The sequence below is a fragment of the Pseudomonas sp. HMSC063H08 genome (assembly GCF_001813645.1).
GTDB classification, from domain to species: Bacteria; Pseudomonadota; Gammaproteobacteria; order Pseudomonadales; family Pseudomonadaceae; genus Pseudomonas; species Pseudomonas aeruginosa.
The window spans coordinates 1-11,876 of sequence record NZ_KV813346.1; the positions used below are offsets into that span (position 1 = coordinate 1).

The 11,876-nt window shown below is 67.9% G+C and carries 13 protein-coding genes; 6 read left to right on the forward strand and 7 right to left on the reverse strand.

Going from position 1 to position 11,876, the window contains the following annotated elements:
• Positions 1-314: 314 nt before the first annotated feature.
• From dnaE2 to imuA, 3 genes are read right to left on the reverse strand one after another with little or no spacing between them, the layout of a single operon-like run.
• Positions 315-3,410, reverse strand: a complete 3,096-nt coding sequence (gene dnaE2, locus HMPREF2924_RS03470; protein WP_004364218.1) for an error-prone DNA polymerase — start codon at positions 3,408-3,410, stop codon at positions 315-317.
• Entirely contained in the window at positions 3,386-4,801 is a 1,416-nt protein-coding gene (locus tag HMPREF2924_RS03475; RefSeq protein ID WP_004364217.1) for a Y-family DNA polymerase, read from the reverse strand. Before HMPREF2924_RS03475 ends, dnaE2 begins: the two co-directional genes overlap by 25 nt.
• 7 nt (positions 4,802-4,808) lie before the next feature.
• Positions 4,809-5,414: a translesion DNA synthesis-associated protein ImuA gene (gene imuA, locus HMPREF2924_RS03480; RefSeq protein ID WP_031690711.1), complete on the reverse strand. Its 606-nt coding sequence runs from the start codon at positions 5,412-5,414 to the stop codon at positions 4,809-4,811.
• Between the two features lie 251 nt (positions 5,415-5,665).
• Between imuA and pigA the strand changes: the two genes are divergently transcribed.
• Positions 5,666-6,262 (forward strand): biliverdin-producing heme oxygenase PigA, encoded by a 597-nt coding sequence (gene pigA / locus HMPREF2924_RS03485; protein WP_004364213.1) that lies wholly within the window; start codon positions 5,666-5,668, stop codon positions 6,260-6,262.
• Positions 6,263-6,379: 117 nt separating this feature from the next.
• Here the strand turns inward: pigA and HMPREF2924_RS03490 are convergent, their stop codons facing one another.
• The gene (locus HMPREF2924_RS03490) at positions 6,380-6,700 is read right to left on the reverse strand and encodes a hypothetical protein (RefSeq protein WP_003116538.1); all 321 of its coding nucleotides are present in this window, start codon (positions 6,698-6,700) and stop codon (positions 6,380-6,382) included.
• 165 nt (positions 6,701-6,865) lie between these two features.
• On the opposite strand from HMPREF2924_RS03490, the gene vreA reads away from it, so the two are divergent.
• The 3 genes from vreA (at position 6,866) to vreR (ending at position 9,153) form a co-directional block, all read left to right on the forward strand.
• Positions 6,866-7,582, forward strand: coding sequence for a TonB-dependent outer membrane receptor VreA (gene vreA, locus HMPREF2924_RS03495; protein ID WP_003120815.1), 717 nt, complete (start codon positions 6,866-6,868; stop codon positions 7,580-7,582).
• A complete protein-coding gene (gene vreI / locus HMPREF2924_RS03500; protein WP_003085329.1) occupies positions 7,579-8,124 on the forward strand; it encodes an RNA polymerase sigma factor VreI in 546 nt (181 codons plus the stop codon). Before vreA ends, vreI begins: the two co-directional genes overlap by 4 nt.
• 69 nt (positions 8,125-8,193) lie before the next feature.
• Positions 8,194-9,153, forward strand: a complete 960-nt coding sequence (gene vreR, locus HMPREF2924_RS03505; protein ID WP_004364210.1) for an anti-sigma factor VreR — start codon at positions 8,194-8,196, stop codon at positions 9,151-9,153.
• A 9-nt stretch (positions 9,154-9,162) separates the two neighbouring features.
• On the opposite strand, the gene HMPREF2924_RS03510 is transcribed toward vreR, so the two are convergent.
• Both HMPREF2924_RS03510 and gspH read right to left on the reverse strand, forming a co-directional pair.
• Positions 9,163-9,804 (reverse strand): PulJ/GspJ family protein, encoded by a 642-nt coding sequence (locus tag HMPREF2924_RS03510; protein ID WP_004364208.1) that lies wholly within the window; start codon positions 9,802-9,804, stop codon positions 9,163-9,165.
• Entirely contained in the window at positions 9,788-10,237 is a 450-nt protein-coding gene (gene gspH, locus HMPREF2924_RS03515; RefSeq protein ID WP_003111910.1) for a type II secretion system minor pseudopilin GspH, read from the reverse strand. Before gspH ends, HMPREF2924_RS03510 begins: the two co-directional genes overlap by 17 nt.
• A 147-nt stretch (positions 10,238-10,384) precedes the next feature.
• Here gspH and HMPREF2924_RS03520 point away from each other — a divergent pair, with 147 nt between their 5' ends.
• The gene (locus HMPREF2924_RS03520) at positions 10,385-10,816 is read left to right on the forward strand and encodes a type II secretion system protein N (protein WP_004364205.1); all 432 of its coding nucleotides are present in this window, start codon (positions 10,385-10,387) and stop codon (positions 10,814-10,816) included.
• Positions 10,817-10,818: 2 nt separating this feature from the next.
• On the opposite strand, the gene gspI is transcribed toward HMPREF2924_RS03520, so the two are convergent.
• Positions 10,819-11,193, reverse strand: coding sequence for a type II secretion system minor pseudopilin GspI (gene gspI, locus HMPREF2924_RS03525; RefSeq protein ID WP_003085347.1), 375 nt, complete (start codon positions 11,191-11,193; stop codon positions 10,819-10,821).
• A gap of 233 nt (positions 11,194-11,426) precedes the next feature.
• Between gspI and gspG the strand changes: the two genes are divergently transcribed.
• Positions 11,427-11,876, forward strand: a complete 450-nt coding sequence (gene gspG / locus HMPREF2924_RS03530; protein ID WP_003085349.1) for a type II secretion system major pseudopilin GspG — start codon at positions 11,427-11,429, stop codon at positions 11,874-11,876.

Consider the following 11,876-nt stretch of genomic DNA (forward strand, 5'->3'; position numbering starts at 1 on the left):
TGCTTTTGCGCGCGGAAAAAGGCGTGCTTCCTGTTCACCTTGCCAAACCCCTCCTGGCATGTCCTCTTTCGCGTCTAGCGTAGCGAGAGTCCGGGCGGATCCGCATGGCGCTGGCGCTCTTGCGTTCGCCGTACCGATCCCGATCCGCGAGTTAGAGCCTCGCTTCGAGGAGAAAGACAAAAGATGGCTTCCGATGAAGGGAATCGCTTGATTTACTGTATGAATAAACAGTATCTTGAGCGCTCCCCCCTTCGTGGCCATCCCTGTTGGCCATCCCAAGGCAGCTCGTCTCTCGAGCTGCCTTTTTCTTTGTCTCAATGGAAATCCCGGCTGCGGACGTCCAGGCCGGTGAGTAGAGGGGTCAGGTCATGCAGGCGCCCGGCGATGACGTGGCGCACCTCGCCGGAGGACTCCAGGATGCCCTCCACCTGTAGCAGCCGGGACTCGAGGAATGGCCGCCTCTGCCGTTCGGCAAGGTCGTGTCGGACCACCACGTTGACCATGCCGAACTCGTCTTCCAGGGTGATGAAGGTGATGCCGCTGGCGGTCTGTGGGCGCTGCCGGCCGACCACCAGGCCGGCGACCCGTATCGGTCGCCCATGTCCCAGTTTCGCCAGTTCGCGGGAGTCGCGGCAGCGGCGGGCCTTGAGCTGTCCACGCAAGAGTTTCAGCGGATGCGGGCCGAGGGTGGTGCCGAGGAGAGCGTAATCGCTCAGCAGTTCCTCGCCGCGCGAAGGCAGTGGCAGGCTGACCGTGCTCTCTTCGATGACGGTCCCTTCGGCGAACAGCGGCAATTGCGGCTCGACGCTGGCGACGGCCCAGCGCGCCTTGTGCCGGTGTCCGGCGAGACCGCGCAGGGCGCCGGCATCGGCCAGCAACTCCAGGGCCCGGGCGTCGAGCCTGGCGCGTCGGCCGAGATCGTGCACGTCGAGGAACGGCTCGGCCTCCCGGACCTGCTCGATACGCCTGGCATCCTCCTCGCGAAAGCCTCGGATCATCCGCAGGCCAAGGCGTATGGCCGGTTGCGCCTGGCCAAACGACTCCAGGCTGCAATCCCAACCGCTGTGGCGGACATCCACCGGGCGTGTCTGCAGGGCGTGACGGCGGGCGTCCTGGAGCAACTGGTCGGGGCTGTAGAAGCCCATCGGCCAACTGTTGATCAAGGCGCAGGCGAAGGCCGCCGGCTCGTGACGTTTCAACCAACTGCTGGCGTAGGTGAGCAGGGCGAAGCTGGCGGCGTGGGATTCAGGGAAACCGTAGCTGCCGAAGCCTTTGATCTGCTCGAAGATGCGCGCTGCGAAGTCGGCCTCGTAGCCGTTGGCGAGCATGCCTCGGGTCAGCCGCTCGCGGTGGTGTTCCAGGCCGCCATGACGCTTCCAGGCGGCCATCGAGCGACGCAGTTCGTCCGCCTCGCCCGGCGTGTAGTCGGCGGCGACGATCGCCAGTTCCATGACCTGTTCCTGGAACAACGGGACGCCCAGGGTTCGTTCGAAGACTTCCTCCAGTTCGGCTGACGGATAGGCCACCGGCTCTTCTCCGTTTCGCCGGCGCAGGTAAGGATGCACCATGTCGCCCTGGATCGGCCCTGGGCGGACGATGGCGACCTGGATCACCAGGTCGTAGAACTTCTGCGGGCGCAGGCGTGGCAGCATGGCCATCTGGGCGCGCGACTCGATCTGGAACACGCCGATGGTATCGGCGCGGCTGATCATTTCGTAGGTAGCCGGGTCTTCGCTCGGGATACTGGCGATGCTCAACCGCTTGCCGCCGCGCAGCGCGTGGATCAGGTCGAAGCTGCGGCGCAGGGCGCTGAGCATGCCCAGGGCGAGGACGTCGACCTTGAGCAGGCCGACCGCGTCGAGATCGTCCTTGTCCCACTGGATCACCGTGCGTTCGGCCATGCTGGCATTCTCCACCGGGACCAGGGTGTCCAATGGCTGCTCGGAGATGACGAAGCCGCCGGGGTGCTGCGAGAGGTGGCGCGGAAAACCGATCAACTCGCCGGTCAGGGCCAGCACCCGGCGCAGGATCGGACTCTGCGGATCGAAGCCGGCCTCTTCCAGGCGTTCGGCGCTGGGGGCCTGGTCGCTCCAGCGGCCGCAGCAGTTGGCCAGGACGTCGACCTGCTCGGGCGGCAGACCCAGGGCCTTGGCTACGTCGCGCACCGCGCCGGCGCCGTGGTAGGTGCTGACCACCGCGGTCAGCGCCGCGCGCTGGCGTCCGTAGCGTGTGAAAACGTACTGGATGACCTCCTCGCGGCGCTCGTGTTCGAAATCCACGTCGATGTCCGGTGGTTCGTTGCGCTCGCGGGAAAGGAAGCGCTCGAACAGCAGGTTGGTCCGGTCCGGGTCCAACTCAGTGATGCCGAGGGCGAAGCACACTGCTGAATTGGCCGCCGAGCCGCGGCCCTGGCAAAGGATTTCTCGGCCCCGGGCGAAGGCGACGATGTCCTGCACGGTGAGGAAATAGCTTTCATAGCCCAGTTCGGCGATCAGCTCGAGTTCTCTCTCGATCTGCTTGCGGACCTTGGCGCTCGCGCCGTTCGGCCAGCGCCTGGCGATGCCCTGTTCGGTGAGATGGCGGAGCCATGACGCCGGGTCGTGTCCGGCCGGTACCAATTCGCGTGGATACTGGTATTTCAGCTGTTCCAGATCGAACCGGCAGCGTTCGGCGATCTTCAGGGTTTCCGCCAGCAGGGCTTGCGGGTAGATACCCTGCAGGGCCTCCAGGGTACGCAGGTGGCGTTCCCCGTTGGGGAAGAGATAGGCGCCGGCCTCGCTGACCGGCAGATGGTTGCGGATCGCTGTCATGCAGTCCTGCAGGGCTCGCCTGCCGCGGGCGTGCATGTGGACGTCGCCGCAGGCCACGGGCGGTAGCCGGAGATGCGAGGCGAGCGCGAGCAGTTTGTCCAGGCGGGCATCGTCATCGGCGCCGCGATGCAACTCGACGCCCAGCCAAAGGCGCTGGGGGAAGCGTTCGCGGAGCCAGGCAGCCTGCTCGTCCTCATGGTCGTTCGGCAACCAGATCGCCAACAGGCCGGCGAGCGGCTGTTGCAGGTCTTCGCGCAGCAGCCGGTAGTGGCCCTTGTCGGCTTGTCGCCGGCCGCGGGTGATGAGGCGACAGAGGTTCTGGTAGCCCTCCAGGTCCTCCGCCAGGAGGACCAGCTTGGGCCCCTGTTCGAGGCGGATTTCGCTGCCGACGATCAGTTGTACCTGATGCTCCCGCGCCGCCTGCCAGGCCCGCACGATACCGGCCAGGCTGCATTCGTCGGTGATCGCCAGGGCCCGATAGCCCAGGCGCGCTGCACGGGCGAAGAGTTCCGCGGCGCTGGAGGCGCCGCGCTGGAAACTGAAGTTGGACAGGCAATGCAGTTCGGCGTAGGCGCTCATGCGAACCAGCCATGCAGCCACAGCGGCCCTTCGCTGCCCACCTCGCGATAGACCCAGGCACGTTGTCCGCTGCGGGTTTCCACCAGGTAATAGTCGCGGCGGATGTCTTCGCCATCCCACCAGCCCGACTCGATCCGCTCCGGGCCGGCCAGCACGGTGGGCAAGGCCTCGCCGAGGGGGCGTGGCTCCGCCAGCAGCCAGCCGGGTCGGAGGCCGCAGGCTGCCGGCGATTGCGCCCTGTCGCAGCTGTGCGGCCGCCAGCTTCGCTCCGGACGGTGTTCGGCGACGGCGCTCAGGCCCTGTACCGCCTCGTCGCCCAGCCGCGCGCGCAGGCGTTCCCGCAACTGTTCCCAGCCGAGATACTGCTGTGGGCGCTCGTCGAACAGTTCGCGGTGCTGCGGCGTGAAAGGAGGCAGCTCGCGGGCCTCCAGGCGCACGGCATGCACGGGGGCGGGCAGTTGCAGCTGTTCGAGACGGCCGCGGGTCAGTTCGAAGAGCATGGCCGCCTCGCGTTCGGCGCTGAGCAGGCCGACCGTGACCTGGCTGTCGGCGCGCCCGTGATGCTCCAGATGCAGGGTGAAGCGCTGCACGCCGCTGTCGCGTCCGGCGAGAAAGGCGGCGAGATCGGCGCTCAGCCGTCGCAGGGGGAAGAGCAGGGCCTGGTGCGATTCCACGTCGAAATTGAGTTCGATGCGCAGGTCGAAGGTGTCCGGCGGCCGGTAGTGCTCCAGCGCCAGCGGGCTGCGGCCGCAGAGGCGGTCGATGTGCAACAGCAGTTCGGCCGGGAAGCGACGGGCCAGGGCGGCGCGCGGCAACTCGAGGACCTGGCGCAGATGGCGCAGTCCCATGCGTCCGAGGGCGACGGCCAGCTCCCGCGAGAGTCCCAGGCGGTCCAGCGGAAGGGCGGACAACTGGCGTTGCAGCGCTGTCTCGTCCTCGATGGCCAGGCCGTCGTGGCTGTTCGCCAGGACCCTCGCCGCCACCGGGTTCGGCGCCAGGCACAGGCGATGGCGGAAGCCCAGCGCCGTGAGTTCCTTGCGCAAGCGGGCCTCGAAGCGTGGCCAGGGGCCGAACAGGGCAAGGCTGGACTGCACTTCCAGCAGCAGCGCGCGCGGATAGTGCAGGCTGACCTGCGAGCTGAAACCGTAGGCCCAGGCGGCGAGGAAGGCCTGCCAGCGCTCCACGGCGGCGAGGTCGTATTCCGCCGTGGCGAAGTCCCGGCTCAGGGCCTGGGCGGCGATCAGCGATTGACCGGGCCTCAGGCCGAGCGCGCGTGCCGCTGGGTTGACCGCCTGCAACTGCCGGCGCTGCGCTGGGCCGCCGAGCAGCGCCAGCGGTGCGTCGGGATTGTTCCGTTGACGCAGCGCGCTGTCCATGGCCAGTTGCGGCAGGAGAATGCAAGCCCAGAGCATGGCCGCCTCATTGCCAGGCGCTGGCTGGCAGGGCGGTCGCCGGCGCGAGGCCGCCCCGGCACTTGAGGATGCGCAGGCGTGGGGGGCGGGTTTCGATGCACAGGCGTAGCGCTGCCGGCGAAGGGTTGACCGCTTCGCGCAGGGGACGATAGGCGAAACCCAGGGCCTGGCCGCTTTCGGCGGCGACCTGGAGGCGGCGCAGGGCGCTGTCGTCGGCCTGCTGCGGCCAGCACAGCACAGCGGCGCAACTGCCCGAGCGCAGGCACTGTTCGGCAGCCCACAAGGCGTCGCGTCCGCTGGCCTGCAAGAGGACCAGGTGGCGCAGGTCGACCGCGGCGGCCAGCCAGGCCTGCGGATAGGGTACGTAGGGTGCGCCGACCAGTACGACGCGACGTTGCGCCTGGGTCAGGCGAGCGAGGGTCGGCATCAGTAGTTGCAGTTCGCCGACACCGTCGCGGGCATGGAGGATTTCGCTCAGGGCATGCTCCGGCCAACCGCCGCCGGGCAGCAGTGCGTCCAGGCGCGCATGCCCGGTGGGCAGGGAAGCGCCGGCCGGCACGGCGGACTGGCCTTTCCAGATCCTACGTGCGTCGAGCAGCGCACTCAGCGCTATGCCATTGCCTCGTCCGGCGACGGCTGCGGGTGGGGTGATGTCGGCTACGGATGAAAGGGAGGCCAAGGAAATAACCCGAATACTGTATGTAAATACAGTATTTGCTGTAGTCCTTTTCTGGTCAATGGCAGTCGGTCGGCATCCTTTCATGTGACATTGAGATTCAATAACGAATATAATTGAGAATCGTTATTGATCCTGGGCATGCTATGTCGGCCCAGTGCGTTCCGTCCCTCGAAAGGAATTCCCCTATGGATACCCTGGCCCCTGAATCCACTCGGCAAAACCTGCGTTCGCAACGCCTCAACCTGCTGACCAACGAGCCGCACCAGCGCCTGGAGAGCCTGGTGAAGAGCAAGGAACCCTTCGCCAGCCGGGACAATTTCGCCCGCTTCGTCGCCGCCCAGTACCTCTTCCAGCATGACCTGGAGCTGCTTTATCGCAACGAAGCGCTGGCCCGCCTGTTCCCCGGCCTGGCTTCCCGCGCCCGCGACGACGCCGCTCGTGCAGACCTGGCGGACCTCGGCCATCCGGTGCCGGAGGGCGACCAGAGCGTGCGCGAGGCCGACCTGAGCCTGGCCGAGGCACTGGGCTGGCTGTTCGTTTCCGAAGGTTCGAAGCTGGGCGCTGCGTTCCTGTTCAAAAAAGCCGCCGCGCTCGAACTCGACGAGAACTTCGGCGCCCGCCATCTGGCCGAGCCGGAAGGCGGCCGCGCGCAAGGCTGGAAGAGCTTCGTGGCGATCCTCGACGGCATCGAGCTGAACGAGGAAGAAGAGCGCCTGGCCGCCAAGGGCGCCAGCGATGCCTTCAATCGTTTCGGCGACCTGCTGGAGCGTACCTTCGCCTGAGGGGCGTTCCTTGTCCTTTGATCGGCGGCCAACCTCGCCGACGACGATTGCCCCGGCCTGGTTGCCGGGGTTTTCTGTCTTGCGCCGCCGGCCAGGAGCGCGGACCTGCGGAGGTCCTTAGCGAGGCGGCCGCTGCGCTTCCACTGAGTTGCCGAACGAGGTGCCCAGGCGAATGCGCGTCGCCGATTGGTTGTACAGGCCGAGCTGGTTTGGCGGACGCCGGACGATGGCGGCGGAATCCAGCTCCTGTTCGCGGCGGGCCCTGGCCGCGCTGTCAGGATCGGCCATCTGCTGGCTCAGGCATTCATAGGACAAAGCCTGGTAGCCGTTGACCTCGGTGTTGATGCAGTTCGCCGGCGGCGTCGGCTCGTCGGCCAGGGTGGCGTTCATGGCCAGGCCCAGGATCAGGGCCGGCAGAACCTGCGATGAACGGTGCATGGCGATTCTCCCGCGCTGGGATGGTGGTTTCCCGCTTATACGGCAATCGGTGAAAACATGTCACCGCAGGTACCGTCACACCACAGTCACACAGTGCCATCAGGATGTCCCTCCTGGGTGATGGCCATCTGGCCTGAACCGGGTAGTTCGGACTGGAATCCGTTGATGTCGATCCTCGGGGTGGCAAGGTCGTGCGCAGTGTCGTTGCTCGGTCTCGGCATGCTGCTGCCGGCGTCCGGCGCCGTGCCGGGCGATGGCGGCAGGCCGCCGTTGCGCCTGGCGGTGCACGCGTTCGATATTCCTCCGCAGAGCCTGGCATCGGCGCTGGTGACCTACAGCGGGGTGACGGGAATGGCGGTTCTGGTGGATGGCGAGCTGGCCCGTGGACGGCGCTCGGCCCGCTTGCAGGGGCGCTTCACCGCCAGCGACGCCCTGACCCGACTGCTCGGCGGAACCGGCCTGATGGCGCGCTACACCAGCCAGGAAGCGTTCACCCTGCTGCCGGCGCAGGCCGTCAGGAATGCTGCGCCGCTGCCGGCAGAGATGCCGAAGGTCGAGCAGCCGCTGGATCGGCGCTACGCGGGAGCGGTCCAGGCGGCGCTGGAAGAACAGTTGTGCCGCTCGCCGCGCACTCGTCCGGGTACCTATCGCGCGGTGCTGCAACTCTGGATCGGTCGCTTCGGCGAGGTTCGCCACAGTCGCCTGCTCGGCTCGACCGGCGACCCGCAGCGGGACAGCGCCCTGGTGGAAAGCCTGCGCGGCGTGCGGGTGATGCAGGCGACGCCCGCTACGCTGGCCCAGCCGCTGACCATCCTGTTGCTGCCGAAGACGACGGGCAAGGCCATGGAATGCAAGCTGACGGAGGGAGTGGGAGGGTCATGAGCGATTCGCGGCAAAGCGCGATGGTGAAGCTGTTCCTCGCCTCCTACGACGACTTCAAGGCGCGCCTGAAACGGCGCCTGGGCTCCGAGGACCTGGCGTGCGACGTGCTGCACGAAACCTACCTGAGAGTCGACCGGCTGGATGATGCCCTGGAGGTCAAGAAGCCTCAGGCCTACCTGTTCCGTATTGCCCTGAACATTGCCGCCGACCGCCGCGAGGGCGACGCCCGCCTGCTCACCGGGGAGGAGGTGGCGGAGCTGTTGCAGGTGGCCGACGAAGGCCTCGACCCGGAGCGCATCGTCGGCGGTCATGCCGAGATCCGTCGCCTGCTGGAGGCGCTCTGCGAACTGCCGGCGCGGCGTCGGCAGATTCTCATCGCCTCGCGCCTGGAAGAGACGCCGCATGCGGAAATCTCCCGTCGCTTCGGCATTTCCACCCGCACCGTGGAGAAGGAACTCAAGGCCGCCCTGTGGTTCTGCGCGGAGCGCCTGGAAAGAAAAGTCATCCAGAGGTTCGGTCCCGGGGCCGGAAAACCGTCATAAGCATAAGCAGGTGGAAAACCGCCGCCATATCCATCCCATGAGCCATTCCGGTGTCCGTACAGCACAGTCATGACAGCCTCAGACTCCGCCGCCGATGAAACCGGCGACCTTCGCCACGAAGCGCACGCCTGGGTGATCAGCCTGACCTCCGGACGCGTCACCCAGGGCGACGCGCGGGCCTTCCGCCAGTGGTGTGCGCGCAGCCCGCAACACCTGCGAGCGTTCGTCGAGGCGCGCGATCTCTGGCAGGCACTCGGCAGTGCCGCCGCTCTGCCGCTGGAGCCGCCGGCCGTGGCGCAGATCGCGCCGAGGCGTTTCGGTCGTCGCTGGTTCGTCGGCGGTGCGCTGGCCGCCTCGGTGGCGTTGTTCGTCTTGCGCCCGTCGCTGCTCGACCATGGCCTGGGCGGCGCCGACTATGTCACGGCGGTCGGCGAGCAACGCCAGGTGCAGGTGAGCGGCGAGACGCGGATCGAGATGAACACCCGCACCCGCCTGAACGTGCGGCTCAATCAAGAGCAGCAGGAAACCATCGAACTGCTCGGCGGCGAGGCCGAGATCATCGCCAGCCACCCGCCGCAGAGCAGCCTGCGGGTGATGGCCGGGAGCGCCTGGCTGAGCGCCAGCCGGGCCCGCTTCAATGTGCGCAGCAGCGGTGACGTTTGCGTGGTGACCTGCCTGGAGGGCAGCGTGCGGCTCGAACACCTCGGCCAGCGCCTGGACCTCCAGGCCGGCCAGCAACTGACCTTCGACGAGCGACGCAACGGTCCGCCGGTGCCTTTCGACGTTGCCGAGGTGATGGCCTGGCGCGAGCGCATGCTGGTGTTCAACGACGTACCGTTGGCCACGGTGATCGACGAAATCAACCGCTACCGTCCCGGCATGCTCCTGCTGCTGGACAAGGCCCTTGGCCGACGCCGGGTCCAGGCCCGTTTCAGCCTCGACCAACTGGCCGACGTGGCGACCCTGATCCGCGATGCCTATGGCATCGAGGTCACCCGCCTGCCGGGCGGGGTGGTGCTGCTCGGCTGAGCCACCGCTTCATTGCAGGGCCACCACCCGTCGATAGCGCTCCACGCCGTTGCGGGTGACCCGCGCCAGGCTGATCTCCAGTCCGCTGGCGCGGACTTTGCTGCGTGCCGGCAGGCGCGTCCAGCCCTTTCCCGGCACCCAGGCACGGATCTCGAACCGACTCACGTCGTCCAGCACAGCCACCCGCTCCGCCAGCGGCGGCAACGGCAGGCGGTCGCCGCTGGGCGAGGCGGCGCGGTAGAGGACCTTGCCCTGTCGCCACCAGCGCACGCGCTGCAGCGGCGCGCCTGGCTCGGTACTGGCGCGGACGATGTCCAGGCGCAATGGGATCTCGCTCAGGCGCTTCAGTGCGAGTCCGGGCGGCAGGCTGTCGCCGGCCCGGATCGGCTCGTCGCCGCTGGGCAGGCCGGTCTCCTCCCGGATGGCGCTGTGCAGGGCGATGTCGCGCTCCAGCTGGTTCAGCGCGCGCAGTAGCGCGGCGCCCTGCTCGGTGCTGTCCTCCAGGTGCGCGCTGGCCCGGGCGATGCTGTCCAGGCCGCGCCAGGCCATCAGGCTGACGATGGCCATGAGCATGATCGCGACCATCACCTCGATCAGGGTGAAGCCGGCTTGCCGGCGCCGCGTCGTCGCGCGTTCAGTGTACCCGGACATGGCCGTTCGCCTCGCGCAGCACGGTGACGCTGTGTTGGCCGTCGGAGAGCGTTATCCGCAACGGCGCGCCGATCCATTCGGCGTCCAGCAACACCGGTCGCGGCGGGCGCACGCTGACCCGCAGCGGCGCGGCCTGCCAGTCGCGCGCGCGCAATTCGGTGTCGGCGGCGAAGGCGTCGGTCTTGCCGCGATAGGCCTGCGGGCTGAAGCGATAGCCCTTGGCGCTGGGCTGCCAGAGGATCGGCGTACCGCGTACCCGTGCTTCGCCCTGGGCTATTTCCAGCAACCGCGCCAGGCGCGCGGCATCCTGGCGCAGCAGGCCCGTCGGGTCGGGGCGGGCGCTCAGGCTGATGGCCGCCGTGGCGATGCCGACGATTACCAGCACCACCATCAGTTCGATCAGGGTGAAACCGCCTTGCCGGGGTCGCCTCACCGGATGCCGCTCCGCGAAGAGAGAGGTTTCCAGAGTGCCCGACGAAGATGATCGGCGTGTGAAACATAACGGAGAGAATTCCGCGCTAGGCTGGTGCCGGGGCGCCGTTCGTGGCGCCCGTCGCCCATACGCCAGGAGAGCCCCGCCATGCCGGCCATGCCCCGTATCGATCCGCCCCGCCTGGTCCAGTTCGCCGCCGTGCTGGCGATCCTCGCCGGCCTGCTGTTCTGGGGCTATCTGTTGCTGGCGCCGATTCCCGGCGTGGTCCAGGCCGAGGTCGCCGCCGTTCCGCCGCCCAGCGGCGAGGACGCCGCTCAACGCTGGTTCGCGGCGCCTTCCGGTGAGGTCGAGGTGCAACTGGCGGGATTGATCAGCGGTGGTCCCGCGGCGATCGCCATCCTCTCGGTGAACGGCGCGCCGGCCCAGGCCTATCGCGAGGGCGAGGTCCTGGCACGTGCGGCGAAGGTGCGGCGGATCGAGGCCGACGCGGTGCTCATCGAGCAGAACGGCGAGGTTCGCCGGGTGGCCATGCAGCGGCTCGCCGAACCGCCGCCGCTGGCTACCCTCAAGCGCGGTTGAGATCACCGGGAGCGGCTCAGCAGGGTGTTCAGGCGCGCCAGCGGCACCGCCTGTTCGCGCTGCGTGCGCACACGGATTTCCACCCACAGTAGCGCGGGGTCGTCGGTGGCCTCGACGCGTTGTTCGCAGTACAACCGCAGGCGGCCCTGGGAGCATTCGAAATCGCTGTTTCCCGGAGCCGCGCCGACGCCCAGGCGTAGCTCGGCGAGCCGGCTCTCCGCTGCCAGCAGGGCCAGCGACTTGTCGCGCAACAGACCATTGCCGTCGGTCATCAGGCCCACCGCGCGGATCGCCGCGGCCAGGGCGATGGCGACGATGGCCAGCGCGACCAGCACTTCGATCAGGGTGAAACCGCGGGAAGACAGGCGCGTGGACATCGCGGAAAGGTCGGCGAAAGGGGACTTCCAGGCTAGCCGGGAAATCTGACCGATCCCTGACAAAAGCTCGGGAGGGCGCTCCCGCGAGCCATCCCCGGCGCCTGCCGGAAAGCCCGGCTCCAGGGCCTTGCGGGCGCCTCCGGAAGAGCGGCGCACCCGAGGATTTTCAATATCGTTGACATATCTTCCTGAAACAATCCGCGGCGAATCGAACCATGCCGAGGAGTGTCGAGATGGATGTCGTGCAGTTCAGCTCCAGCCCGAAAGGACATCGGGGACAGCGGGGCTTCACCCTGATCGAGATCATGGTGGTGGTGGTGATCCTCGGCATCCTCGCCGCGATGGTGGTACCCAAGGTGCTCGACCGTCCCGACCAGGCCCGTGCCACCGCGGCGCGCCAGGACATCTCCGGGCTGATGCAGGCGCTCAAGCTCTACCGCCTCGACCAGGGCCGCTATCCGAGCCAGGCGCAGGGCTTGAAGGTGCTCGCGGAGCGTCCTGCCGATGCCTCGGCGAGCAACTGGCGCTCGTACCTGGAGCGCCTGCCCAACGACCCCTGGGGCAAGCCCTACCAGTACCTGAATCCCGGCGTGAACGGCGAGATCGACGTGTTCTCCCTCGGCGCCGACGGGCAGCCGGGCGGCGAGGGCATCAACGCCGACATCGGCTCCTGGCAGCTCTGA